Annotated in this window: 22 protein-coding genes and 1 tRNA gene; 17 read left to right on the forward strand and 6 right to left on the reverse strand. The window is 70.0% G+C overall.

Translation table 11 applies throughout. From position 1 onward, the window contains the following. Positions 1–750 precede the first annotated feature (750 nt). Positions 751–1,623, forward strand: coding sequence for a DUF6602 domain-containing protein (locus ABZU43_RS03065; RefSeq protein ID WP_355004888.1), 873 nt, complete (start codon positions 751–753; stop codon positions 1,621–1,623). On the opposite strand, the gene ABZU43_RS03070 is transcribed toward ABZU43_RS03065, so the two are convergent. The 3 genes from ABZU43_RS03070 to ABZU43_RS03080 form a co-directional block, all read right to left on the reverse strand. After that, positions 1,615–2,115: a hypothetical protein gene (locus ABZU43_RS03070; protein ID WP_355004889.1), complete on the reverse strand. Its 501-nt coding sequence runs from the start codon at positions 2,113–2,115 to the stop codon at positions 1,615–1,617. The genes ABZU43_RS03065 and ABZU43_RS03070 overlap by 9 nt on opposite strands. Continuing rightward, on the reverse strand, positions 2,115–3,257 hold the full coding sequence (locus tag ABZU43_RS03075; RefSeq protein ID WP_355004890.1) for an XRE family transcriptional regulator: 1,143 nt from the start codon (positions 3,255–3,257) through the stop codon (positions 2,115–2,117). The genes ABZU43_RS03070 and ABZU43_RS03075 overlap by 1 nt, the downstream gene beginning before the upstream one ends. A gap of 537 nt (positions 3,258–3,794) precedes the next feature. Then, a tRNA-Phe gene (locus tag ABZU43_RS03080) sits at positions 3,795–3,856 on the reverse strand. A 376-nt stretch (positions 3,857–4,232) separates the two neighbouring features. Between ABZU43_RS03080 and ABZU43_RS03085 the strand changes: the two genes are divergently transcribed. From ABZU43_RS03085 to ABZU43_RS03130, 10 genes are all read left to right on the forward strand, one after another. Further along, entirely contained in the window at positions 4,233–5,423 is a 1,191-nt protein-coding gene (locus ABZU43_RS03085) for a serine hydrolase domain-containing protein (protein ID WP_355004891.1), read from the forward strand. 110 nt (positions 5,424–5,533) lie between these two features. Further along, a complete protein-coding gene (locus ABZU43_RS03090; RefSeq protein WP_355004892.1) occupies positions 5,534–6,088 on the forward strand; it encodes a sigma-70 family RNA polymerase sigma factor in 555 nt (184 codons plus the stop codon). Then, positions 6,088–7,098 (forward strand): CU044_5270 family protein, encoded by a 1,011-nt coding sequence (locus ABZU43_RS03095; protein WP_355004893.1) that lies wholly within the window; start codon positions 6,088–6,090, stop codon positions 7,096–7,098. The genes ABZU43_RS03090 and ABZU43_RS03095 overlap by 1 nt, the downstream gene beginning before the upstream one ends. A 218-nt stretch (positions 7,099–7,316) precedes the next feature. Continuing rightward, positions 7,317–8,420: a septum site-determining protein Ssd gene (ssd, locus tag ABZU43_RS03100; RefSeq protein ID WP_355004894.1), complete on the forward strand. Its 1,104-nt coding sequence runs from the start codon at positions 7,317–7,319 to the stop codon at positions 8,418–8,420. Then, entirely contained in the window at positions 8,417–9,628 is a 1,212-nt protein-coding gene (locus ABZU43_RS03105; RefSeq protein WP_355004895.1) for a TadA family conjugal transfer-associated ATPase, read from the forward strand. Before ssd ends, ABZU43_RS03105 begins: the two co-directional genes overlap by 4 nt. Beyond that, positions 9,625–10,923 carry a hypothetical protein gene (locus ABZU43_RS03110; protein WP_355004896.1) on the forward strand — a complete coding sequence of 433 codons (1,299 nt, stop codon included), beginning with the start codon at positions 9,625–9,627 and terminating at the stop codon, positions 10,921–10,923. Before ABZU43_RS03105 ends, ABZU43_RS03110 begins: the two co-directional genes overlap by 4 nt. After that, complete coding sequence (locus tag ABZU43_RS03115) at positions 10,920–11,540, forward strand: type II secretion system F family protein (protein ID WP_355004897.1); 621 nt, start codon at positions 10,920–10,922, stop codon at positions 11,538–11,540. The genes ABZU43_RS03110 and ABZU43_RS03115 overlap by 4 nt, the downstream gene beginning before the upstream one ends. Positions 11,541–11,562: 22 nt before the next feature. Beyond that, a complete protein-coding gene (locus ABZU43_RS03120; RefSeq protein WP_081883916.1) occupies positions 11,563–11,730 on the forward strand; it encodes a DUF4244 domain-containing protein in 168 nt (55 codons plus the stop codon). 125 nt (positions 11,731–11,855) lie between these two features. Continuing rightward, entirely contained in the window at positions 11,856–12,173 is a 318-nt protein-coding gene (locus tag ABZU43_RS03125) for a TadE family type IV pilus minor pilin (RefSeq protein WP_355005187.1), read from the forward strand. After that, the gene (locus tag ABZU43_RS03130; RefSeq protein WP_355004898.1) at positions 12,173–12,586 is read left to right on the forward strand and encodes an Rv3654c family TadE-like protein; all 414 of its coding nucleotides are present in this window, start codon (positions 12,173–12,175) and stop codon (positions 12,584–12,586) included. Before ABZU43_RS03125 ends, ABZU43_RS03130 begins: the two co-directional genes overlap by 1 nt. A gap of 316 nt (positions 12,587–12,902) precedes the next feature. On the opposite strand, the gene ABZU43_RS03135 is transcribed toward ABZU43_RS03130, so the two are convergent. From ABZU43_RS03135 to ABZU43_RS03145, 3 genes are all read right to left on the reverse strand, one after another. Continuing rightward, entirely contained in the window at positions 12,903–13,481 is a 579-nt protein-coding gene (locus tag ABZU43_RS03135; RefSeq protein ID WP_238668797.1) for a hypothetical protein, read from the reverse strand. A gap of 164 nt (positions 13,482–13,645) precedes the next feature. Further along, positions 13,646–13,855, reverse strand: a complete 210-nt coding sequence (locus ABZU43_RS03140) for a hypothetical protein (RefSeq protein WP_355004899.1) — start codon at positions 13,853–13,855, stop codon at positions 13,646–13,648. A 98-nt stretch (positions 13,856–13,953) separates the two neighbouring features. Continuing rightward, positions 13,954–16,374, reverse strand: coding sequence for a DEAD/DEAH box helicase (locus ABZU43_RS03145; protein WP_355004900.1), 2,421 nt, complete (start codon positions 16,372–16,374; stop codon positions 13,954–13,956). A gap of 140 nt (positions 16,375–16,514) precedes the next feature. On the opposite strand from ABZU43_RS03145, the gene ABZU43_RS03150 reads away from it, so the two are divergent. The 6 genes from ABZU43_RS03150 to topA all read left to right on the forward strand — a co-directional run bounded on the left by ABZU43_RS03150 (position 16,515) and on the right by topA (position 24,629). Continuing rightward, a complete protein-coding gene (locus tag ABZU43_RS03150; RefSeq protein WP_355004901.1) occupies positions 16,515–16,871 on the forward strand; it encodes an STAS domain-containing protein in 357 nt (118 codons plus the stop codon). Next, complete coding sequence (locus ABZU43_RS03155; protein ID WP_030334228.1) at positions 16,868–17,305, forward strand: ATP-binding protein; 438 nt, start codon at positions 16,868–16,870, stop codon at positions 17,303–17,305. The genes ABZU43_RS03150 and ABZU43_RS03155 overlap by 4 nt, the downstream gene beginning before the upstream one ends. Before the next feature lie 316 nt (positions 17,306–17,621). After that, positions 17,622–19,982, forward strand: a complete 2,361-nt coding sequence (locus ABZU43_RS03160; RefSeq protein WP_355004902.1) for a sodium-translocating pyrophosphatase — start codon at positions 17,622–17,624, stop codon at positions 19,980–19,982. A 103-nt stretch (positions 19,983–20,085) separates the two neighbouring features. Beyond that, a complete protein-coding gene (locus ABZU43_RS03165) occupies positions 20,086–20,625 on the forward strand; it encodes a hypothetical protein (RefSeq protein ID WP_355004903.1) in 540 nt (179 codons plus the stop codon). Continuing rightward, on the forward strand, positions 20,616–21,362 hold the full coding sequence (locus ABZU43_RS03170; RefSeq protein ID WP_355004904.1) for a hypothetical protein: 747 nt from the start codon (positions 20,616–20,618) through the stop codon (positions 21,360–21,362). Before ABZU43_RS03165 ends, ABZU43_RS03170 begins: the two co-directional genes overlap by 10 nt. A 426-nt stretch (positions 21,363–21,788) precedes the next feature. Continuing rightward, a complete protein-coding gene (gene topA, locus ABZU43_RS03175) occupies positions 21,789–24,629 on the forward strand; it encodes a type I DNA topoisomerase (RefSeq protein WP_355004905.1) in 2,841 nt (946 codons plus the stop codon). Positions 24,630–24,728 lie beyond the last annotated feature (99 nt).

The raw sequence follows: 24,728 nt of genomic DNA on the forward strand, positions 1-24,728 counted from the left end.
GGGCTAGCGATGCGACTGCCGAAACGTTCTCATCAGGATCAAGGCGCTCCGCGCGGCGCGGGCCGGGGCGCGGTAACCGGCTCCTGACGGAGCCGCCGCCCCGGCCGCCTACGGCGCCGGGGCGGAAAGTCAGCCGGCCCGAACCTCCACACCCCGCCCCGCGCGTCACCCCTGGGGTCAGTGAGGTGACCCGGTGACGAGTCCGGATGACCGCGGCTTGGCGGACATGCTTTAGCCGTCCTCCGCGATCCGAAGGCGCGCGAAGACCGGCAGGCACCCAGGCAGCCGGAGTTGCCGAACAGCGGTCACGGGCCGCTGAGGCCCATGAGAAGGGGAGGTAGGTGGAGAGGATGGGAGGTGAGGGAGGGGCGGGGTTAGGGCTGCCTCCGGCGGGGGCCAGACGACTCCGAGATGGAGTTGCCGAACGATTTCGGTGGGTGGGTGGTTGGGGCTGCCATCCCGTCTACCACCGACCCAGGCGAGCCGAGCAGACCAGGGCCAGGGCGCCAAGGTCGTTCGTCCGGTAGGGCGCTCCACCTTGGCGCCCTGGCCCTGGCCCGCTCCACGGTGTGTGGGTCGGCGGCAGACGGGATGGCAGTCAACAAGGGGTGTCGGACACGAGCGACCGTCTCCGCCTCGGCCAGCCAACTGGGTTAAAACGAAGTGCGGACAGCCGCTAGATAGCCTTCCCTCTCACATGAGAAGGTTGACGAACTTCTCTTGATCATTTCTAGCGGGGAGCGGTCGAGCGTGAGCATCGTAGAGACCTACTGGTCGGGAGTATCTCGGCGCCTCCAAGAGGAGGTCGATACCTTCAACCAGCTAATCGGCCACGCTGGGGAGCAGGGTCGCGAAAACGAGCAATCTCTGATCTCGCTCATGGCCCGCCTTCTTCCTAAAAGCCTCGGGATTGGCACTGGAATCGTCATCGACGCCGATGGAGGTCGATCGAAACAATCGGACATCATTATCTTTGATCTGAACAATCAACCAACGATCATGGCTCAAACTAATCAGATGTTATTCCCCGTTGAAAATACTTTTATGGTCATTGAGGTTAAAACAACTCTCAACGCGGACGAGATAGAGGAGTGTGCGGGCAAAAAGTCGTCGCTGAATAAACTGAAGCCGCGCGGCACGAGCCTGCCGGACTTCTGCGTGGTCGCCTATCATGCGGAGGCACTAACCGCTCCCATCACTGTCAACCTCCTCCGAGCGGTTGAGGAGGCGCAGCGGCCCGATCTTCTTTGCGTCGTATCCGGAGGGCTGCTTACTGGGAGAGCCGACATCATGACGGGTGCCGGTCAAAGTGCGTATCCTGCCGGCATTGCTGCTCTTCATCGCCGCGACGGCGAGGGTAGCCGCGTGTCTAATGATTGGGATGTACCTGAAGCGAATGAGAACGGATCCTTCGTCCTGAGGGATGGAATTCGCCATCCCATCACTCGCAAGGGCCGGAAGAAGAATGAACGTCTAGTTGCGGAACCAGGGCGGGCTCTGCTCAATTTCTGCTCTCTAATGCTCACGATGCTTGCCGACAAGAAGGCCATCCCAGAGCCATCGCTTCGGCATTACATGCAAGACGTCGCTAAAGAGCTGGTCGTCATCCCGGATTCAATTTAAGTAGCGGGAAGCCTTCGTTGCGGATAGGAAATCCCGAGCCGTCATTGATGTCACGCCCAGTGTCAGGCAGGCATCGTTGAGGGACATGCGGGTGGGAAGGCTGCTCCGATCCTCTGTAACGACGCTTATGCCGACCTGCGGATGTTCCCTGGAGATCATCAGCGCCATCGCAGCTACCAAGACAGGCGATTGCTCGTTTTCGTCGTCGTAGTCACAAAGGTCCTCACACTGGCCGAGAACCTCCTCCTGCCATTTACCTGGAAGCTTCTTGAGCTGCCGATGGCCGCTCACGGCCTTGATCCAGGTGTGGATCGTCTCACCGGTAGCCCACTTAGCGCAGTCATGCACGATTTGGTCGGGAAAACAGAGATGGCCCAGCCTGACCATGTCCGTAAGTTCATCGAGTACGTTCGGAAGTGAATCAACCTCGCACAGTCGGGGTATCATCAACACGGCATGGTCATCGATGACGTATAGGGTCTCGCCATCCATCAGCCGACGTTCTCCAGCCGCCGCTCAAGACTGCGCAACTGGTCGCCGTTGACGTCAAGGTATTTGCGAGTATCCGTTTCGGACAATAGACCACGCTGACGCGCCGTCAGCACCGCCCGTGCGTAGGTAGAGCCATATTCGCGAAGGCGGATGATCGGAGTAGTTTGCGCCTCTCTCGAAAAGCCCTGGTCTACTTCCGTGCCCGGCTTCCGCACCAACTCATAGAGTTTCCAGTTCGCCCAGCCAAGCTTAATGAGGCGAAGGGCGACGCATTGGTAACTAGCCTTGAACCGATTAGAGATAAGCCTAATCGCATCCAAGTCGTCGTCCTCGATGCGGGTGCGGCCCTTGCCAATCCTTAGCCGTACATAGGATTCTAGATGGCGTCGCGGCAGGAGAAATGCCGAGGCGAACTCATCACACCATCTCTCGGTAGCGTCATTAGGCTTCTCGCAGACCGCCTGTTCATTTTTGATGAGGTGCCCGAGCTCATGCAAAATCGTGAACGACCGGGCTGCGGCCACATGGCCCTTGGTGTTGTACGCGATGACGGGCACCGACCGATGTGCGATTGAGAAGCCACGGCAGTGGTCATCCCCCATCGAGAGTTGAAGGACGATTAGCCCTCGGTCTTCGAGCGCGGCTCGGAGCGTCTTCGTTACGGCACTCTTGCTTGTCGCCTTCACCTGGTCGTCTACATGCCAGCCCAGCCACTTCCGGACCGTTCTAGCGACTTCTTCGGCGTCCGAATAATACGGCGGAAGGATAAGTCGGTCATCGAGTTGGAGCTGTTGCTGCGCCCAGTAGACGATTTTTTGCCGTCGAGAAGCCTTTCGGATTTCGTCCAGCTCGTTTCTGGACAGCGTGCGTTCCCCCGTGCTTCCGATTGGGGAGCGAAAAGCGGTAGGGGTAACTGTAGGTACAGGCGGTCGTGGTAGAAAGAAGAGAGAGGTAGGCCGACTTAGCTCTTTTGCTACCGCACGCAGTTGACCAGTGGACGGCTGTGCGTCACCACTTAACCACGCACCGACCACTTCCGGTGCTAGATGAAGGTCATTTGCTAGCTGATCCTCGCTGACTCCGGCCTGCTCCATCGCCCAAGCCAGCATGGTGGGATTGATAGACATCTTCACCGCCGGCATGTCTAGACCCTACCCAGGGTCTCGGGTTACGTCACCTGTGGTAGTGGTGGATCTTTAGATACAGTCGTCTGCTTGACACGAGCCAGGCGTTGTGACGCCGGTTGAACTATCGTGCCGCCGTTCATCGTCCGACCGACGCCGCTCGCGCACGGAAGGCCACTTCTATCCCTAGAACCTCCCCGCCGCCGATGCCCGGTAGTTCGACGTACGTAAGTATCGAACGGGTGTACGACATTCCTGGGATGTCGTGGCTTCAACGAACCGGACCCGCGTCTCGTATCGGGTCGCCGCTCGACAGGAGATACGGACGAGGAGCGCAGGGGGTTCGACCGGGCGGAGAGGCAGGACGACCCGCGCATCCGGTCAAGCCGGTAGTCCAGGGAGCAGCGTGCAGCGAACGTGCAACATGTGAGGGTGATCACCGGTAAGAGCGGTCAACCACAGCCATCGGTGCGGGGTGCAGCAGGAGCCCAGACAGCAAGATCCCCACCTGCGTTTCCGCTGGTGGGGACCTCTGTAGCCCGGCGAAAGGCTATGTGGCCAGGGGCGGGGTCGAACCGCCGACCTTCCGATTTTCAGTCGGACGCTCGCCGCGCGCTCGCGGACTGCCCTGCGGGCGGCCTGCGGCCGTCCTCGGGCGCCCGCAGCGCGTCACCCAGTAGTCAGCGAATCGTCAGCAAACGTCGTACCGCGTGGTGACTCCCGATCATGCTCGACAGCACTACTGGTGCGTCTGACCACGCGGCACGGCACTTGATCACACTCGCTGCTACGTCAGGTCACTTTCCCCCCGACGGGGGTCGTCCCTTTCCCGTGGGAGCGCGCCACCCGACACCACTCGGCACCAGAAGGCTCGCTCGTGCCCTGAAAGCGGGGGTCTGCTGCTCGGTCGGGTCTCCACCCCCACGTCGTCGCGGGCCGTGCGACCGCCGCCTGGCGTGTAATTTCCCAGCGGGACGAGCTGAGGAGGAACGCGTGGCTGCTGGTGGCTTCTCGTCGAAACGGCTGGCCCGGGTGCGGGGGTTCCTTGAGCACCACGTCGAGTCCGGCTTCGTCCCGGGCATGGTGGTCGTCCTCGCCCGGCACGGTGAGGTGCACATCGAAGCGACGGGTCAGCTCGCGTTCGAGGGTCCCGGGTCGCAGACGCCGATGGCGGCCGACACGATCTGCCGCCTGGGCTCGATGTCGAAGCCGGTCGTCGCCGCGTGTGCGATGACCCTCGTCGAGGACTGCACCCTCCGCCTCGACGATCCGGTCGACGATCTTCTCCCGGAGTTGGCGGACATGTCAGTGCTCGCCGATCCTCACGGCCCGCTGGACGACACCGTCCCGGCGGAACGCCCGATAACGCTGCGGGACGTCCTGGACGGCACCCTTGGCACCGGCATGGTCCCCGCCGAGCCGGGCACGGTGCCGATCGCCGACGCGTTGGGCGCACTCGAATATCAGTCGCCGGACGCGTGGATCCGCCAGCTCGGTGACCTTCCGCTCGTCCACCAGCCAGGTGAGCGCTGGATGTACGACACCGCCGCCAACGTGACCGGCGTGCTCATCGCCCGGGCCACCGGCATGTCCTTCGGGGACGCGATCCGTGAGCGGGTCTGCAAGCCACTGGGGATGGTCGACACCGCCTTCAACGTGGGTAGCGAGAGCATCGACCGGTGCGCTACGGCGTACGAGCAGGACAACGCCGCCAGCGGCGAGCCGGTTGTCGAGGACGGTCCCGACGGGCGGTTCAGTCGACCGCGCCTGTTCGAGTCCGGTGGCGGCGGGCTCGTCTCGACCGCCAGGGACTACCTCGCCTTCGCCTCGGCGCTGCTTGCCGGAGGTGTCCACGGCGGCGAGCGGGTGCTGTCGCGGCCTGCGGTGACGCTGATGACGAGCGACCACCTGACCGCGGCCCAGAAGGCCGTCTCCGGGTTCTGGCCCGGCTACTTCGACGCCATCGGCTGGGGTTTCGGAATGTCGGTCCGGACCCGCCGCACACACCTCGGGCCCTCGGTCGGCAGCTACGGATGGCCCGGCTTCTACGGCACGGCCTGGTACAACGACCCCGCCGAGGACCTGACGGCGATCGTGTTCATGCAGCGGGCACACGCTGGCGACCAGCGGCTGCCGATGTGGCACGACTTCTGGACCACCGTCTACCAGGCGATCGACGACTGACCGCAGCGTTCGTTCCCCGGTTGGCGGCACCCGCCCGAGGCCGCGCGGTAATCCCGGGGCCCTCAGCGACACAAGCCATTGTGAGAGTCGCCGAGGCAATGGGGGTTCGGGTGGGTCCACCGAAGAAGCGGGATGAGGGCTGGTTCACCAGCCTCTACGCCGCCGAGTACGAGCACATAGTTCGATACGGCCTGCGTCGGCTCGCTGACCGGGATGCCTCGGCGGAGCTTGCCCAGGAGGTCTTCGTCGTCGCCTGGCGTCGTCGCGCCGAGGTGCCGGAGCGCAGCCTGCCCTGGCTCTACGGGGTGGCCCGACGCCTTCTGGCGAACCAGTGGCGGTCGCGACGCGGCGCACCGGACCTCCTCCCGATCACCGATGTCGACCTTGAGCGACTGGCCGGATCGTCGGGTGCCGACACGAGCGTCGGGGTCGCCGACATCTGGACCGCACTGGCCAACCTCAACGACCTCGACCAGGAGATTCTCCGGCTGGTCGGCTGGGAGGAGCTGACGGTGTCCGAGGCGGCCAAGGTTCTCGGCTGCACCGGGGCGACCGCGGCAGTGCGCCTGCACCGCGCCCGCCGTCGCCTTGCCGAAGCGATGTCGGCCCGGCCCGCGCAGACCGGGCATCGACCGGTGTTGGCGACCATTCGAGAGGATCTGTGATGTTCGGAGCAGAGCGAACCCGTACTCTTCTCGGCCCGGCCGACCCGGCCCGCAACGCCGCCGTCGGGCCACCGCCGGTCTCGGCTCGCGAGCTCATCGACCGCGCGAGCGCTACCGAGACGGTCGCCGGGCGTCGTCGCGTACACCCGACCCGTCGGCTGGTCCTGACGGCCGGGACGCTGGCGGTCGCAGCCGGTGCCGTGGCGGTGCTCCAGCCGCTCGGCGAGCGCGCACCGGAGGCCCCGCGCGGGCCTGGAGACGCAGCGGGGTTGGTGCTCGTGCCGGTCGCCTACCAGTTCGACGCGGATCCGCCGGCCGCCGGCCCGCAGCTGCGCTTGCTGGCCGACAAGATCAAAGATGCGGCGTACGACCACCAGCGCGGCCGCTACATGTATCACCACACGAAGGTGTGGGGCGATCCGGTGATGACCTCCGCCGACGGTCGCCACCACGTCGCCTTCGCCGGGGCCTCCAAGGTCTGGCAGGCCGCAGACGGGACCGGCAGTCAGATCAACACACAGCTGGAGCCGCAGTACCCCGACCAGGAGTCCCGGGACTACTGGCAGCGAGCCTTCGATTCGCGTCCGGCGGTCGAGGGCACCCCTGCTCCGGCCATGATCCCGCTGCCGCCGCAGGAACTCAGGCCGCCGTCGGCCGTCCCGGCCGAGCTACGGGAGCTGCTGAAGGTCGAATACGGCGCAGGGGCGGCGAGCAAGGAGGTCAGCACGCTCTACGGCCGGTACGTCGTACCGCGTGCGACCCGAGCGGCGGTCCTGCGGGTCCTCGCCGACGTGCCCGGCTTCCGCTGGCGGGGGCAGGTCACGGACCGCGCCGGTCGGAACGGGGTCGCCGTCACCTTCGACGACCGCGAACACGACGCGCAATCTCTTCTGGTCTTCGATCCGACGACGGGCGAACTGCTCGCCGATGAGCGGTTGACGCTGTCACCAGTGCGGATCAGCTCGTACCAGGTGATCCTCGATGCCGGCTGGACCGACCGGGTCGGCTGACCGCGACCTGCGGGGCCGCTCCTTTCGGGAGCGGCCCCGCTGTTTTTCCGCAACGGCCGTAGCTGCCGCGATGCCCGCGCCCGTAGCAGATCAACTGTCTCGGTGGCGGTTTTCCACAGGCCACCAGGTTGTCCACAGGCGACGACATCGGGACGGCTCGTGGGGTGGATTCCGAGCACTGTCGACGGCATACCAGAGCCCGACCGCTGGAGGCCGCGATGCCACCCCGTACCACGGTTCCGCCGATCCGCCGGCTCCCGCTGGTCGTCACCGGCGACGACGACCTGCTCGACGATGTGCTCCGGCTCGCCGCCGTCGGCGGCACGGAGGTGGAACTCGCCCGCGACCCAGCGGCTGCCCGCACCCGGTGGCTTACCGCGCCCCTGGTGCTGCTCGGCGCCGACCAGGCGCAGGCCTGCCTGCGCGCCCGGTTGCCGCAGCGCCCTCGGCTGGTGCTGCTCGGCCGGGCTGGTCAGCTCGACCCTGGCTGGCAGATCGCCGAGCTGATCGGGGCCGAGCACGTCGCCACGCTGCCGGCCGCAGAGCCGTGGTTGGTGGATCGGTTCGCCGAACATCATCCGGATCGTCCGGCCGGCGTCGGCGCCCGTGTCGTCGCGGTCCTCGGTGGTCGGGGCGGTGCGGGGGCGAGTGTGTTCGCCGGTGGTCTGGCGGTGACCGCCGCCCGGGCCCGGTTGCGCACCCTCCTGGTCGACGCCGACCCGCTCGGTGGTGGCCTCGACCTCGTGCTGGGCTGGGAGCAGTTGGAAGGCCTGCGCTGGCCGTCGCTCACCAGCGCCGACGGACGGGTGGACGCCCCTGCGCTGGTGCAGGCCCTGCCCAGCCGGGGTGACCTCGTGGTGCTCTCCTGGGACCGCGGCGAGATGCTGCCGCTGCCGGTGACGGCGATGGCGGCGACGGTCGACGCGGCCCGGCGTGGGCGCGACTTCGTGGTGATCGACCTGCCCCGACAGTTGGACGAAGCGGCTGTGGTGGCGCTGCAAGCCGCGGACCAGGCGTTTGTTGTCGTGCCGGCCGAGTTGCGTGCCACCGCGGCGGCCACTCGGGTGGTGGCCGCGGCCGCCCCGCACTGCGCTGCACTCTCGGTGGTGGTGCGCGGGCCCGCACCCGGGCGGTTGCGGGCGTCCGAGGTGGCACGGGCGCTGGGCCTCCCCTTGGCCGGCACGTTGCGCCCCGAGCCGGAGCTCTGCCGTCGGCTGGAACGGGGCGAGGCGCCGGCAGCCGGGGGCAAGGGCCCACTCGCCGTGCTCTGCCAACGGATCGTCACCGACCTCACCGGCGCGCCGGCTGCGGGTGCGGCGTGACCGCCGGGCCGGAGGACGGCACGCTCGCCGCCCGGGTACGGCAGCGGATCGCCGCCGCCGCCACCCCGGTCACCGCGGCGGCCATCGTCTCCGCGGTACGGGCCGAACCCGCCGCCGCAGTGCTCGGTGACACCGCCATGCTGCGGATCGCCGACCGGGTGCGCGACGACCTCGTCGGCGCCGGGCCGTTGGCGCCGCTGCTCGCCGACCCGGAGGTCACCGACGTCCTCGTCAACGGCGTCCGGGTCTGGGTCGACCGCGGGTCGGGGCTGCACCAGGTCGCCGTCCCGATGGGCTCGGTGGAGGACGTCCGTCGATTGGCGCAGCGGCTGATCGCCAGCGCGGGGCGGCGGCTCGACGACGGCTCCCCGTACGCGGACGCGCGGCTTCCCGACGGCACCCGACTGCACGCCGTCCTGCCGCCGGTGGCGACCGAAGGTCCCTACCTCTCGCTGCGGACCTTCCGGCACCGGCCGTTCACCCTCGACGAGCTGGTACGCCAGGGGACCGTGCCGCGACCGCTGGCACCACTGCTCGCCGCAGTTGTGGCGGCCCGGTTGGCGTACCTGGTGACCGGGGGCACCGGGTCGGGCAAGACCACCCTGCTCAACACCCTGCTGGGGATGGTGCCGACCACCGAACGGATCGTGCTGGTGGAGGACGCCGCCGAACTGCGTCCGGGGCATCCGCACGTGGTGGGGCTCCAGGCACGTACCGCCAATGTGGAGGGGACGGGCGTGGTCAGCCTGGCGGACCTGGTCCGGCAGGCGTTGCGGATGCGCCCGGACCGGCTGGTTGTCGGGGAGTGCCGGGGCGGTGAGGTGGTCGACCTGCTGGCCGCGCTCAACACCGGCCATGACGGGGGCGCGGGCACCCTGCACGCCAACACACCGTCGGACGTGCCGGCCCGGTTGGAGGCCCTCGGCATGTTGGGTGGGCTGCCTCGCGCCGCGCTGCACGCCCAGGTGGCCGCCGCGTTGCAGGTGCTGTTCCAGGTACGACGCGGCGACCGGGGTCGCGTCCTGGAATCGGTCTGCCTGCTGCTGCCCGAGGGGCCCGAACGCATGGTGACGGTGGTGCCCGCCTGGGTGCGCGGCAGCGGGCTCGGGCTCGCCGCCCGTGCCCTCGGGGCGCTGCTGCGGGAGCGCGGGGTGGCGGTGCCACCCATCCTCAGCGAACCATGGCCCGGATCGGCGGGTCCGGCATGACCGCCGAGACGATGCTGGTTGCGGCGCTGCTCCTTGTCGCCGCTGCCCTGGTGGCGTGGCCCGTGCGGACCATTCGGTCCCGTCGCCGCCGCGTGCTGGCACCGGAGCGGATGTCCGGCTGTGTTGATCCGGATGACGCCCTGGTGCAGTGGATCAGGGAACTCGGTCGCACGCCGGACGGGCCGGTCGACGGCACCGGAGCTGCCCCGACCAAGGGTCATCCGGTCGGCATCGCGGGCGAGTCGGGTGCCACCGCGGGTGCCAACGAAAGACGGACGGCACTCGGCTGGCCCGACCGGGACGTCACCCGCAGCCCGAGGTGGCCGGGAGCGGCAGACGGGTTCACACGTCCGGAGGGGCCGACGCGCCCGCCGGCCCGGCGGGATCCCCGACGCCCGACCGGCACCGCCCGCCCGGGGGTGGTCCCCACGATGCTCGATGCCGAACGGCAGCCGGGCGCGTCAGCGGCCACGATCACGATCGGTGTCAGCGGCGTGGACACGGCCGGTCGGAACGACGTCTCCGGCCCGGCAACCGCTGACAGGCACGGCGACCTGGACGCCGGCTGTCGAGGCGGCGCGTCCGCCGGGGCGGCGTCCGACGGGTGCGCGATCGTGGACTGCCGCGCCCACGGGCGCGTCGGCGCGATCGGAGGAAGGCCGGGTACGCCTCCATCGGTGCGCATCGCGCGATCGACGACCCGTGTGCTGCCGGTGGTCGGTCTGCTTGGCGGCGGGGTGGGTGCCGTGGTCGGCGGTCCGGTGGCTGCGGTCGCGGTGGCCGGGTACGGCACGCTGGCCGTGCGCGCCGCGCTGCGTTGGCGAGTGAACCGGAGCGCCGAGCGGGACAGACGACGTGGGCTGGACCAGCTCTGCGGCCTCGCGGCGGACCTGCGGGCCGGCCTGCCCGTCCCACACGTGCTCGACGTCACGGCCGTCGGGAGTGACGGGGGGAGTCGCCTACGTCAGCTGACCTCGGCGGCGGTGCGCTTGGCCGACCGGACCGGCGCGCCGCTGGCGGAGCTCTTGGAGCGGATCGAGGCGGACGCACGGGCGACCGACCGGGGTCTGGCCGCGGCGGCGGCCCAGGCGGCCGGTGCCCGGGCCACGGCCTGGCTACTGGCGGCCCTGCCGGTTGGCGGGATCGGGCTGGGGTACGGCATCGGCGTCGACCCCATGGCGGTGCTCCTGCACAGCACGGTCGGCGGCGCCAGCGCGGTTGTCGCGGTCGCCCTTCAGGTAGTGGGCCTCCTCTGGGCGGAACGGCTGGGCGCGGCACCGGGGCGGGCCGGATGACCGCCCAAGGCCCAGCCAGGCGGCGACCGGACGTGATCCGGCTCGTGGCGGTGCTGGCTGGGCTCGCCGTGGCCATCGTCGTCGAGGGCTGGCTCGGGCTGCTCGGCGCTATCCCGGCCGCGTTCCTGCTCGATCTCCTGTTGCGGCGGATCGAGTCGCCCGCCGTGCGTCGGCGGCGGCAGCAGGAGGCCGCCGACCTACCGCTCGCCGCCGACCTGCTGGCCGCGGCGATGCGGGCGGGCGTCCCGGTGGATCGCTCGGTACTGGCCGTCGCCGAGGCACTGGACGGGCCACTCGCCGGCCGGTTGGCCCGGGTCGGCCGCACGCTGCTGCTCGGTGGTGGCCCAGCAGAGGCATGGTCCGCGCTGGACGGAGTGCCCGGCGCGGAGCGCCTGACCGCAGCGGCGTTGCGGTCGGCAAACAGTGGTGCCGCCCTGGCCGGCGCGCTGACCCGGCTCGCCGACGACCTGCGCGCCGACCGGGCCACCGCTGCCGAGGCGTCGGCCCGCCGGGCGGGTGTGCTCATCGTCCTGCCGCTGGGGCTCTGCTTCCTGCCCGCGTTCATTCTCGCCGGACTCGTGCCGGTGATCGTCGCCGTTCTCGGCGACGTGCTCTGACCCATCGAGAAGGGAAACAGTCATGCGCAAACTCATCGCACGCCTGCGCGGTGATGCCGGAATGAACACGGCCGAGTACGCCGTGGGCACCCTCGCCGCGGTCGCCTTCGCCGGGATCCTGTTGAAGGTGCTGACCTCCGGCAACGTCCAGTCGGCACTGACCGCCGTCATCGACCGGGCACTGAAGTGATCGAGCGCCGGCAGGCCGGCCGCGATCCAGGTTCGAGCGTTCCCGGGCCGGCGGCACGCGGCGGGCGGAGACTTCGCGTCCTCCCGCGGACCGTTGGCGGGGACCGGGGGTCCTTCACCGCCGAACTGGCGGCCGGCCTGCCGGCGCTGCTCCTGCTCCTGCTGGCCGGCCTGACCGCTGTCAACGCCGTCAGCGCACAGGCGGGTTGCCTGCACGCGGCCCGGGAGGCTGCGCTCGCCGCCGCCCGGGGCGCGGACGGCGGCGCGGAGGGTGACAGCGCGGCGCCGCCGGGCGCGGCGGTTTCAGTGTCCGTCGACGGTGACCGGGTGCGGGCGACGGTACGGGCACCCGTCCGGACGTTGGGCGGCCGGCTACCGCGGATCACAGTGGTCGCCACCGCGGTCGCCGCCGTCGAACCGGGCGCGCACGAGGGGAGCTGGTAGTGCGAAGAGATCCGTCACCCGGCACCGGTCACCCACCGGCTTCCGGGGAGCACGTTGACGGCCGGCCGGACCGGCAGCGAGGTGGCGCTACGGTCCTGCTGCTGGCGATGGGGCTCGTCTTCGTGGTGTTCGGGACGTTCGGCGCCGCCATCGTCGCCGCCGGAATGGCGAGCCAGCGGGCGGCGGTAGCAGCCGACCTCGGCGCGCTGGCCGGGGCGGCGCGGGCGCTCGACGGCGACGCCGCAGCGTGCGCGTCCGCATCCGACCTCGCCGGTCGCAACGACGGCCGGCTGGTCGGCTGTCACCTCGACGGGATGGACGTGCTGGTGACGGTCGAGGTGGCGTTCACACCACTACCCGGCCTGACCCGGGTGGCTACGGCGAGCGCCCGCGCCGGCCCGGTACGTAGTTGAGCCGGGTGGTTGCCCGCCTGACCGGCGTCGTGGTGTCAAACGCGGGAACGGGTCGTTGCGCGGCTGACGGAGCTGGGGCCATCGGGGATTGGTGGGCGCTACGGAGCTGAATCGTTTACGACGCTGGGCGTGATGCGTTTACGACATCAGCTCCAAAGGGGGAGCGGACCGCATCCGGGGGCAGGGGGGCCAGGGCGCCTGCGGCCCGCCGGCCGGGACTGGTTGAGGTCCAGGTCCCGGCCGGCAGCCGAGGATTGGGTGGCCGCCACGGCGACCGTGGAGGGTCGCCGCACCGCCGTGGCCCGGGCCGGGTGTGTCAGCGGGCCTGGAGCGCGTCGAGGGCGACGGCCATCGCGATGACCAGGCGACGGTCGATCTGCGGGTTCTGCACCTCGACGACGTACTTGTCGCGCAGGCCCCACTTCTTGACCACCGTGAAGACCGGCTGACCGCCTGCGGTGAAGTCGAAGTGGTACGGCAGCCAGGACAGCGAGTCGACGAATCGACGCAGCAGTGCCACCGGCATGCTCCGCTCCTGGCCCGTCACCTGCGGCAGACCGGCCTGCTCGACGTGCCAGGTGGAGCGCAGCAGCGACTGGGCGAAGTCCTTGCGGAACAGCCCGATCGGGTTGCCGGCCGCGTCGGTGACGTCGTACGTGGCGCCGAGGTCGATGCGCTGGCGGGCCTTGAAGCCGAGCAGAGGCTGCTGCTTGGAGTCATCCGTGTAGATGGTCACCTGCTCCTTGAAGGCGAGCCGCTTCTGCTGCGCGAACGCCAGCAGCTCACCCTCGGTGCCGTCGGGGGCGACCGCCCGGACCTCGTACTGGTTGACCATCATGCGCAGTCGCTGGCGGATGTGGAACTGGTGCTGGCCCTGCAAGTTGTCGAGCTGCATGTGCACTCCTCCGGGGGTTGGTGCGCCGGAGTCTCGCACAGCCCGACAACCGTCGCGTCCCTGCCGCCCTTGTTCAGCTGCTGCTGGGTAGCCGTCGAGGTCGCTGGACGACTACCCAGCACGGAGTGGTCACTGGTGCCCTGGCAGGACCACTCCGAAAGACGTCAGCGACTGTCGACGGAGTTCGCGGCCCGCAGCGACCAGGTGTTCAGCACCTGGTGGATGCCGCGCAGCCGCTCGTTGATCTGTTCCAGCCGTTCCGCCTGGGCCAGGGCGGCCAGTGCCGACCCCAGCGCGATCTGCTGGTCGAGGGTGAGATTGTCCTGGTCGATGGTGTAGAGCAGGTCGACGGTTTCGGCGATGGTGTCGGCCACGGCTTCTCCTCGGGCACGGGGGCGGTCGGCAACATGGGCATCGATGGAAGCGCTCCCACACCATTGTGCCCCGTGCCAGGCCGATTCATGCAAGCCGCTCAGTCCGGCAGGTTCGCCAACACCACGTCGAGCACCCGGATCGCGTCCGGCTTGGAGAGGGGATTGTTGCCGTTGCCGCATTTCGGTGACTGCACGCAGGACGGACAACCGGCCTCACAGCCGCACTCCGCGATCGCGTCCCGGGTCGCCCGCAGCCACGCCGCCGCCGTCCCGTACGCCCGCTCGGAGAACCCGGCGCCACCCGGATGCCCGTCGTAGACGAAGACGGTCGGCGCCTCGGTGTCGGGGTGCAGGGCGGTGGAGAGCCCGCCGATGTCCCACCGGTCGCACGTGGCCATCAGCGGCAGCAGGCCGATCGCGGCGTGTTCGGCGGCGTGCAGCGCACCCGGCACGTCGGCCGGCTGGACCCCGGCGAGGGCCAACGACTGCGGTGACAGGGTGAACCAGACCGCCACCGTGCGAAGCTCCCGGGTGGGCAGGTCGAGCGGCCGGGTGTCGATCACCTCGCCGGTGGCGATCCGCCGCCGCTGGTACGACACCACCTGACTGGTCACATCCACCTCACCGAGGAACATGCCCACCGGGCCGGCGTCCACGTACGAGCGCACCGACACCACCGACAGGTCGGTGACGTCGCGGGCGTGGGTGGACCAGTCCGGTTCCTCGGCGCGTACCAGCGCGCAACCGTCGGCCAGGTCCAGCTGGTCGACCACGTACGAGACGCCCTGGTGCAGATAGACCGCGCCGGAATGCAGCAGGAAGTGCGACGAGCCGCCGTCGACAGTGCCGAGCAGCCGGCCGGTCGACGACTCCACCACCGCGACCGGGGCGCCGCCCTCGCCGCGCAGGTCCACCTCTGGCCGCTCGCGGTGCCGCCAGTACCAACCGGTGGGCCGCTGCCGCAGCGCCCCCGCCGCGACCAGCTCGTCGACCGCCTCCTTCGCCCCCTCGCCGAAGAGCGCCAGGTCGGCAGGTGTGAGCGGCGCCTCCACCGCGGCGCAGGCCAGCTGCGGTGCCAGCACGTACGGGTTGGCCGGGTCGAGCACCGTCGCCTCCACCGGCGCGCCGAAGATCGCCTCCGGGTGGTGCACCAGGTAGGTGTCCAGGGGGTCGTCCCGGGCCACCAGCACCGCGAGGGCCTCCTGCCCGGAACGCCCGGCGCGGCCCGCCTGCTGCCACAGCGACGCCCGGGTGCCCGGGTAGCCGCAGATCAGCACCGCGTCGAGCCCGACCAGGTCCACGCCCAGCTCCAGCGCGTTGGTGGAGGCCAGGCCGAGCAGGTCGCCGTGCAGCAGCGCCCGTTCCAGCTCGCGCCGCTCCTCCCGCAGGTAGCCACCCCGGTAGGCGGCCACCCGGTCGCCGAGCCCCGGAACCGCGTCGTCCAGCGCTCGACGCGCGTTGGTGGCCACCACCTCGGCGCCCTTGCGGGAGCGGACGAAGGCGAGGGTGCGTACTCCCTCGGCGACCGTGTCGGCGAGCAGGTCCGCGGTCTCGCGCAGCGCCGACCGGCGGACCTGGTGGAGCTCGTCGTGTTCGCCCGTCGCCTGCGGCGGCACCGGGGTCGAGGCCGACGAGTCGGGTGGCAGCAGCGGCGGTTCCCAGAGCGCGAAGGTGACCCCGCCGCGGGGGGAGGCGTCCTCGGTGACCGCCGTCACCGGCAGCCCGGTCAGCCGCCCGGCCGCGGTGGCCGGGTCACCGGACGTCGCCGAGGCGAGCACGAACACCGGGGTGGCCCCGAACCGGGCGGACTGCCGGCGCAGCCGACGCAGCACGTGCGCGACGTGCGAGCCGAACACGCCCCGGTACGTGTGGCACTCGTCGATCACCACGTACGCGAGTCGGCGCAGGAAGCCGGACCACTGGGCGTGCCCGGGCAGGATGCCGTGGTGCAGCATGTCCGGGTTGGTCAGCACGAACCGGGAGTGCCGCCGGATCCACTCCCGCTCGGTGCGCGGAGTGTCCCCGTCGTAGCAGGCGGGGCGTACCCCTTCCAGCTCCAGCGCGGAGACGGCGCGCAACTGGTCCGCGGCGAGGGCCTTGGTCGGTGCCAGGTAGAGCACCGTGGCCCGGGGGTCGGCGAGCACTGTGGCCAGGGCGGGCAGTTGGTACGCCAGTGACTTGCCGGACGCGGTGCCGGTGGCGACGACGACGTGCTGGCCCTCGTACGCCAGGTTGGCAGCCTCGGCCTGGTGCTGCCACGGCGCGACCACGCCGCGTCGGGTGAACGCCGCGCGCAACTCCGCCGGTGCCCACGACGGCCACGGCGCGGGCACCCCGGCGCGGGCCGGCACCCGCTCGACGTGGGTGACCGGGTCGGCGGCGCCTCGGGCGCGTAGCCGGCGCAGCAGGTCGGCGGGCGCTGGCCCGGTGCCGGGACCAGCGGATACGGTGGCTGCGGACGACGACTCCAGGTCGTGGCGCGGCGTGCCGCGCGCGGAGCTGAAGTCGTTGGAGGTCACGCCCTGCACTCTCGCACTGGTGTTCGGAGATGAAAAGTCGGACACCGGGGTAAGGGGAAGCCTCCGCTGGCGTCCGCAGGCCGCCCCGGCGGTAGTGGTTAGATGCCCACGAGAGTTTACGGCTCTGGCGAGGAGGACCGATGGAGCTGTCACTGGCGACCCGCACCGTGGGCGAGCACACGGTGCTTGAGGTCGGTGGTGAGGTGGACGTCTACACCGCGCCCCGGCTCCGTGAGCGACTCCTCGAACTGATCGACGGTGGCGCCCGTCACGTGGTGGTGGACCTCGGTCGGGTGGACTTCCTCGACTCCACCGGGCTGGGCGTGCTGGTCGGCGCGCTCAAGCGGCTCCGCTCGGCCAGCGGTTCGTTCGCGCTGGTCTGCGACAAGGAGCCGCTGCTCAAGATTTTCCGGATCACCGCGTTGGACCAGGTGTTTCCGCTGCACCCGACGGTCGACGCGGCGGTCAGCGCCGACTCGGCGGGCGCCGACGCGTGATGGCGACAGTCAAGCTCTCCTTCTCGCCCGCTCCGGTGCACGTGCGCACCGCCCGCCTGGTCGGCGTCGCCGTTGCCCGGCGGGCCGGTGTGCGGGAGGACCTGCTGGACGAGGTGCGCCTGGCCATCGGTGAGGCGTGCACCCGCGCGGTGGCCCTGCACCGGCAGTACGGCCTGGCCGACCCGGTGCTGGTCGAGATGTCCGACGGTGGCTCGTACGCCGTGCGGGTGGTGGACCGGGCGCCGATCGAGGCGGGTATCGGTCTGACCGCGCTGCCGCCCGACGAACTGGCCAACGAGTCGCTGACCGATGAGGCGCTCACCACCGGCGTCGGCTTCGCGCTGCTCGCCGGTTTCGTCGAGGACCTCCAGGTGCGCCCGGTCGACGAGGGCATCGGCACCGAGGTGCGGATGGTGTGGCCGGTCGGCCGCTGACCAGTTCCGCTGCGTAGGCCGCGTCCCCTGCTGGGGATGCGGCCTTCTTTGCATGGATCGGGCCCTATATCAGATTTCGTTTCATAACACAGCGACGAAGATCATCGCGACACGGTGCCACCTGGGTGTGACCTCCAACACTGTGGAGGGCTACAGTACCCGGGTTGTCAGCAAGTGACCTATCCCGCAGCCAGCGGGTATGGGTGTTCATCGCTGGTCCGCTGGTGGGTTGGCGCGCGCTTGCGAGTCCGCATCCAGGCGTCGGTCAGTGCGTCTCCACTCACCGGCGCGATTGTTCGGTAACAGGAGGACACAGATGTCCGAGACCTTGGCCGCCGACGGCGGCGGGCTTTCCCTTACCGGAAGCAATGTCACCTACGTCGTCATCGCCGCGGTTGTCGCGCTGGTGGCGCTCGGTTTCGCTGCCGCCCTGACGAAAACGGTGCTGGCCGCTGGTAAGGGCACCGAGAAAATGCAGGAGATCTCGGGGGCCGTCCAGGAGGGCGCCTCGGCCTACCTGCTCCGACAGTTCCGCACCCTGGCGATCTTCGTGGTCATCGCCGTCGTGCTGCTTTTCCTGCTTCCGGTGCACGACACCGACGGCAGTGAGCTTGCGGTGAAGCTCGGCCGGTCGCTCTTCTTCGTGGTGGGCGCCCTGTTCAGCGCGTTCATCGGCGGTGCCGGCATGTGGCTGGCCACCAGAGCCAACCTGCGGGTGGCCGCCGCCGCGAGGGAGCGGGCAGGCGGCCGCGAGGCGGCCATGAAGATCGCGTTCCGGACCGGCGGTGTCGTCGGCTTCTTCACCGTCGGCCTCGGCCTCTTCGGTGCCGCGCTCGTCGTTCTGATCTACCGGGGCGACGCGCCGACAGTGCTGGAGGGCTTCGGCTTCGGCGCCGCCCTGCTCGCGATGTTCATGCGGGTCGGTGGCGGCATCTTCACCAAGGCCGCCGACGTCGGCGCCGACCTGGTCGGCAAGGTCGAGCAGGGCATCCCCGAGGACGACCCGCGCAACGCCGCCACCATCGCCGACAACGTGGGCGACAACGTCGGTGACTGCGCCGGCATGGCCGCCGACCTGTTCGAGTCGTACGCGGTCACGCTGGTCGCCGCGCTGATCCTCGGCCGCGCCGCGTTCGGCGAGGAGGGCCTGGTCTTCCCGCTGATCATCTCCACCATCGGCGTGCTGATCGCGATCGTCGGCGTCTTCATCACCCGGCTGCGTGCGACCGACCGCAACGCCCTGACCGCGATCAACCGGGCCTTCTACCTGTCGGCTGTGCTCTCCGCGGTGCTGGTGGCTGTCGCCGCCTTCGCGTACCTCCCGGCGACGTTCGGCGAGTTCGACAGCGGGCTCACCGACGCGCCTGGCAACCCCCGGCTGGTCGCCATCGGCGCGGTCGTGATCGGCATCGTGCTGGCCGCCGCGATCCAGGCGCTGACCGGCTACTTCACCGAGACCAACAGGCGACCGGTGCAGGACATCGGCAAGAGCTCGCAGACCGGTGCCGCAACCGTCATCCTGGCCGGCATCAGCATCGGTCTGGAGTCGGCGGTCTACTCGGCGCTCCTGATCGGCGCCGGCGTCTTCGGGGCGTTCCTCCTCGGCGGCAGCTCCATCACGCTGTCGCTGTTCGCGGTGGCGCTGGCCGGCACCGGCCTGCTCACCACTGTCGGCGTGATCGTCGCGATGGACACCTTCGGGCCGATCTCCGACAACGCCCAGGGCATCGCCGAGATGTCCGGTGACCTCGACGAGCACGGCGCTCGCACGCTCACCGAACTGGACGCCGTCGGCAACACCACCAAGGCGATCACCAAGGGCATCGCGATCGCCACGGCGGTCCTCGCGGCGACCGCGCTGTTCGGCTCCTACACCGACTCGCTCCGCAGCGCGTACGAGGACGCTGGCGTGGGCGACGTCGGTACGGAGATCCTCAACTCGCTGAACGTGGCGAACCCGCGCAACCTGGTCGGCCTGATCATCGGCGCGGCGGTGGTCTTCCTCTTCTCCGGGTTGGCCATCAACGCGGTGTCCCGCTCGGCCGGTGCCGTGGTGATGGAGGTCCGCCGGCAGTTCCGTGAGCTGCCCGGCATCATGGACGGCACCCAGCGCCCGGAGTACGGCAAGGTCGTCGACATCTGCACCCGGGACGCGCAGCGCGAGCTGATGACCCCCGGCCTGCTCGCCATCCTGGCGCCGATCGCTGTCGGCTTCGGCCTCGGGCCCGGCGCGCTCGCGGCGTACCTGGCCGGTGCGATCGGTGCCGGAACCCTGATGGCGGTGTTCCTGTCCAACTCCGGTGGGGCCTGGGACAACGCCAAGAAGCTGGTCGAGGACGGCGCGTACGGGGGCAAGGGCTCCGAGGCGCACGCCGCCACTGTCATCGGCGACACCGTCGGCGACCCGTTCAAGGACACCGCCGGCCCGGCGATCAACCCGCTGATCAAGGTGATGAACCTGGTCTCGCTGCTGATCGCACCCGCCGTGGTGGCCTGGAGCGTCGGCGACGAACGCAACGTCGGCCTGCGGGTCGGCATCGCGCTGGTCGCGACGCTGATCATCGTGGCGTCGGTGGTGTTCAGCAAGCGCAAGGGCATCGCGATGTCCGACTCGGACGCTGACGGCAACACCGGCGCGGGCAGCACCGACCACCGCCCGGAGACGGTCAACGCCTGACCCAGGAACGGCCCGGGGTCCCCGGTCGACGTGGCTTGTCGACCGGGGACCCCGGCCGTCCGGCCCGATGCCACACCTGGCCAAAGGCCGTACGCTGCAACGCATGCGTACGTGCCGGGCGTCTGCCGCCGGAAAGCTCACGGTGGTCCTGGCCACGATCGTCGTTCTGGCCGGCTGCGGCGGCGGCCCCAGCCCACGGGCCTGGGCGGCCTCGGTCTGTGGCGCCCTCACCCCGTGGCGCTCCGAGATCAACAAGTTGACCAGCAGCACCGACGAGCAGATGACCGCGCAGACCACGCCGGCGCAGGCCAAGGAGAACCTGGTGCGGCTCTTCGACGGGGCGGAGCAGGCCAGCGAGGCCGCGCGCCGCAAGGTCGAGAAGGCGGGCATCCCGGAGGCGGAGAACGGCGAGGCCATCTCCGCGGGTTTCCGCAGCTCGCTGGGGAAGATGCGGGACGCGTACGGCCGTGCCCGGGACACCATCGACGGCCTGGGCACCGGCGAGCCGACGGTCTTCTACGACGGCGTGCGGGCCGCCGTGGAGACCCTCAACAAGGAGTACGACGCCGGCGCGCTGGACACCAGCAAGCTCAACTCCGAGGAGTTGAAACAGGCATTCGACGAGGTGCCGGAGTGTCGCTGAGCGGGCTCGGTGACACCGGGAAGGCAGAGCCGCCCCCGGCGCTGTTCCCCGCGCCCGAGTCCGACACGCCCACTCCCGGGCGACGCCGTGGCGGCGCGCCGCAGGACCGCCCGTCGCCGGACGGCCCGGTTCGGAACGGCCCGCCCCAGACGGACGACGCGGGCCGGCAACTTGTCTTCTTCGGCGCGGATGCGGCCGAACCGACAGTCGCCGACCTGGCCGGGCTGCTCGCCGGGCCGGCCGAGGTGGTCCGGATGGGCGGCACCGCCCGGCTCTCGGTGCAGGTGGACGCCGCCTGGCGGGTGCACGTGCTCGTCGCCGAGCTGGCGTCGCGTGGGCTGGCGGCGAGCTGGGAGCCGACCGAGGGCGCGCGACACGCCGTTCGTACGTCGTACACCCGGATCTTGAAGCCGCTGGCGGCCGCCTGGCTGCACGGTACGACGAAGCGTCCGCCGGCCGCGTTCCACCTGACCGGTCGGCGTTTGCGGCTGTGGCTCGCCGCCGCCGGGACGCCGGAGCCTCCGGACTGCTTCCTGTTGCGCCTGGGCGTCGACGACCAGGAGTGTTGGGAGCCGATCGGCGTGGCGCTCGCCTCGGCGGGGCTGGCCGGGGCGCTGCTCGGCCCGGGTGAGGGCGGCCCGGCGTACCGGATCACCGGCCGCCGCCGGTTGGCGCGGCTCGCCGAGCTGGTCGGCGGGCCGCCGCCCGCGACACCACCCGAAGCCTGGCCAACCTGACCCACCCCTCATCGTGTCGATCATGGAGTTGTGGTGGGGGATTTATTGCTCTCCCGGGGCTAAAACGCCCACCATGAGTCCATGATCGACGCGGTTGGGCGGCGGCTTGAGACGGTGCGGCCGGGTGTCTGGTGCCGGACAGACGGCGGGTCGATCCAGGCGGAAAACGGGCGGGTCGTGGGCCCGCCATCGTCACAGTGACCCGCTTCGAGCCCTACCCACGGTGTACGGTGGCGCCGTCCGGCAGTGCCGAGCGCGGCGGAGCGGCGTCGACAGCCGCGTCGAAGCGGTTTGCGGCCCGCGAAACCCGAAACGCGGGCGGCGCGTTACGTTGGACATCCGGACCGCCGGTGCGACGGCGGGGTCGAAAGCGGTCGCTGTCCGGGCGCCGGCAGGCCACGAGCAGGAGTGAGGTCGGGGAGAGACGTGCCGAGCAACGCTGGAACCACCCGTCTGGTCATCGTCGAGTCACCGGCGAAGGCCAAGACGATCTCGGGCTACCTCGGCCCGGGGTACGTCGTGGAGGCCAGCTTCGGTCACGTCCGCGACCTGCCACGCAACGCCGCCGATGTGCCGGCCAAGCACAAGAAGGAGCCCTGGGCCCGGCTCGGGGTGGACGTCGACAACGGCTTCCAGGCTCTCTACGTCGTCTCCGCCGACCGCAAGCAGCAGATCAGCAAGCTGGTGAAGCTGGCAAAGGAAGTCGACGAGATCTTCCTGGCGACGGATGAGGACCGTGAGGGCGAGGCGATCGCCTGGCACCTGGTCGAGACGCTCAAGCCCAAGGTCCCGGTCAAGCGGATGGTCTTCCACGAGATCACCAAGCCGGCGATCCAGGCGGCGGTGGCCAACCCCCGGGAGATCGACCGCGATCTGGTGGACGCCCAGGAGGCGCGCCGGATCCTCGACCGCCTGTACGGCTACGAGGTCTCCCCGGTGCTGTGGAAGAAGGTCATGCCGCGGCTCTCGGCAGGCCGGGTGCAGTCCGTGGCGACCCGCATCGTGGTCGAGCGGGAGCGGCAGCGGATGGCCTTCCGCACCGCCGAATACTGGGACATCCTGGCCAGCCTCGCGGTGGCCAACGCCGGTGAGGGCCCGCGTGCGTTCAACGCCACCCTGATCGCTCTCAACGGCGACCGGATCGCCACCGGTAAGGACTTCGAGCCGACCACCGGTCGCGTCCGGGCCGGCGCTGGCGTCGTGCACCTCGACGAGAGTGGCGCCCGGGGTCTCGCGGCCCGACTGGAGGGGCGGCCGTTCACCGTCACCCGGGTGGAGGAGAAGCCCTACCGCCGTCGCCCGTACGCGCCGTTCATCACCTCGACCCTCCAGCAGGAGGCGGCCCGCAAGCTGCGCCTGTCCTCGCAGCAGACGATGCGCACCGCGCAGCGCCTGTACGAGAACGGCTACATCACCTATATGCGTACCGACTCGGTCAACCTGTCGGAGACCGCCATCTCGGCGGCCCGCCGACAGATCGTCGAGCTGTACGGCGAGCGCAGCGTTCCGCCGGAGCCGCGCCGCTACACCGGCAAGGTGAAGAACGCGCAGGAGGCGCACGAGGCGATCCGCCCGGCGGGGGACAACTTCCGTACCCCGGGCGAGGTGGCCAAGGAGCTGTCCGCCGAGGAGTTCAAGCTCTACGAGCTGATCTGGCGGCGCACCATCGCCTCGCAGATGACCGACGCGGTCGGTTCCAGCGTGTCGGTGCGCATCCGGGCGGTCTCCACCTCGCAGGAGGAAGCCGACTTCGGCGCGACCGGCAAGACCATCACCGACCCGGGCTTCCTGCGCGCCTACGTCGAGTCGAGCGACGACGAGAACGCCGAGGCCGAGGACGCCGAGCGTCGGCTGCCCACCCTGGTCAAGGACCAGCGGCTGACCGCCGACGAGCTTGCCGCGCAGGGCCACCACACCCAGCCGCCGTCGCGCTACACCGAAGCGTCGCTGGTCAAGGCCCTGGAAGAGCTGGGCATCGGTCGCCCGTCCACCTACGCGTCGATCATGCAGACGATCCAGGACCGGGGGTACGTCACCAAGCGCGGCCAGGCGATGATCCCGACCTTCCTGGCCTTCGCGGTGATCGGGCTGATGGAGCGGCACTACCCCCGCCTGATCGACTACGACTTCACCGCCACGATGGAGAACGAGCTGGACGAGATCGCCGGCGGTGACCACGCGGCGGTCGACTTCCTCACGGCGTTCTACTTCGGCAGCTCCAACGGTGCCGGCGACCAGGACATCGCTCGTTCCGGCGGGCTCAAGAAGCTGGTCACCGAGAACCTCAACGACATCGACGCCCGCAGCGTCAACTCCATCCCGCTCTTCACCGACGACGACGGCCGCGAGGTCGTCGTGCGGGTCGGCCGCTACGGGCCGTACCTGCAACGGGAGCTGCCCGGCGGCGAGCAGCCGGCACCGGCCGCGGCCTCCGGTGAGGGCGAGGAGGGCGGCACCCAGGGTGACCGCGCGCCGATCCCCGAGGGCCTGGCCCCGGACGAGCTGACCCCGGAGAAGGTGCACGAGCTGTTCCTGGGCGGCAGCGGCGAGCGCAAGCTCGGCGACGACCCCGGCACCGGCGAGCCGATCGTGCTCAAGTCCGGCCGGTTCGGCCCGTACGTGTCCAGCGGCGAGCGGAAGTCGTCGTTGCTGCGTACGCAGACCCCGGACTCGCTGACCCTGGAGGAGGCGCTCAAGCTGCTCAGCCTTCCCCGGCTGGTGGGTGTCGCGCCGGACGGCGTCGAGGTCTTCGCGAACAACGGTCGCTACGGCCCGTACGTCAAGCAGGGCGAGGAGTTCCGTTCGCTCGAGTCCGAGGACCAGATGTTCACTGTCAGCCTGGACGAGGCGCTGGCTCTGCTGGCCGCCCCGAAGGCCCGTGGACGGCGTGCCGCGGCACCGCCGCTGCGCGAGATGGGCGTGGACCCGGCGACCGAGAAGCCTCTGGTGATCAAGGACGGCCGGTTCGGCCCGTACGTGACCGACGGGGAGTTCAACGCGTCGCTGCGGCGCGGGCAGACGCCGGAGGAGTTGAGCCTCGCCGAGGCATCCGAGATGCTGGCCGAGAAGCGGGCCAAGGGTCCGGCGCCGCGGAAGAAGGCGGCGGCGAAGAAGGCGCCCGCGAAGAAGGCGACGGCCACCAAGAAGACGGCCGCCGCCAGCAAGTCCACGGCCGCGAAGAAGACCACCACTGCCAAGGCGACGGCGGCGAAGAAGGCTCCGGCGAAGAAGGCCGCCCCGCGCAAGGCCGCCACCAGCACGGAGTAGCCCTGCCGCGCCGTCTGATCCGTCGGGCGGCGCCGTTCCGACGCTCCAGATCTTGGACAGTTTCCGTCTTGTCTGAACGGGAACTGTCCAGGATCTATT

This window comes from Micromonospora sp. NPDC005205 (assembly GCF_040608275.1).
Taxonomy (GTDB): domain Bacteria; phylum Actinomycetota; class Actinomycetes; order Mycobacteriales; family Micromonosporaceae; genus Micromonospora.

Excerpts from the sequence above, each read along its gene's own strand:
- ssd (WP_355004894.1), top strand. The coding sequence starts at position 7,317 with ATGCCACCCCGTACCACGGTTCCGCCGATCCGCCGGCTCCCGCTGGTC.
- ABZU43_RS03070 (WP_355004889.1), bottom strand. The coding sequence starts at position 2,115 with ATGGATGGCGAGACCCTATACGTCATCGATGACCATGCCGTGTTGATG.
- ABZU43_RS03095 (WP_355004893.1), top strand. The coding sequence starts at position 6,088 with ATGTTCGGAGCAGAGCGAACCCGTACTCTTCTCGGCCCGGCCGACCCG.
- ABZU43_RS03135 (WP_238668797.1), bottom strand. The coding sequence starts at position 13,481 with ATGCAGCTCGACAACTTGCAGGGCCAGCACCAGTTCCACATCCGCCAG.
- ABZU43_RS03120 (WP_081883916.1), top strand. The coding sequence starts at position 11,563 with ATGCGCAAACTCATCGCACGCCTGCGCGGTGATGCCGGAATGAACACG.
- ABZU43_RS03075 (WP_355004890.1), bottom strand. The coding sequence starts at position 3,257 with ATGCCGGCGGTGAAGATGTCTATCAATCCCACCATGCTGGCTTGGGCG.
- ABZU43_RS03150 (WP_355004901.1), top strand. The coding sequence starts at position 16,515 with ATGGAGCTGTCACTGGCGACCCGCACCGTGGGCGAGCACACGGTGCTT.
- ABZU43_RS03115 (WP_355004897.1), top strand. The coding sequence starts at position 10,920 with ATGACCGCCCAAGGCCCAGCCAGGCGGCGACCGGACGTGATCCGGCTC.
- ABZU43_RS03165 (WP_355004903.1), top strand. The coding sequence starts at position 20,086 with ATGCGTACGTGCCGGGCGTCTGCCGCCGGAAAGCTCACGGTGGTCCTG.
- ABZU43_RS03110 (WP_355004896.1), top strand. The coding sequence starts at position 9,625 with ATGACCGCCGAGACGATGCTGGTTGCGGCGCTGCTCCTTGTCGCCGCT.
- ABZU43_RS03160 (WP_355004902.1), top strand. The coding sequence starts at position 17,622 with ATGTCCGAGACCTTGGCCGCCGACGGCGGCGGGCTTTCCCTTACCGGA.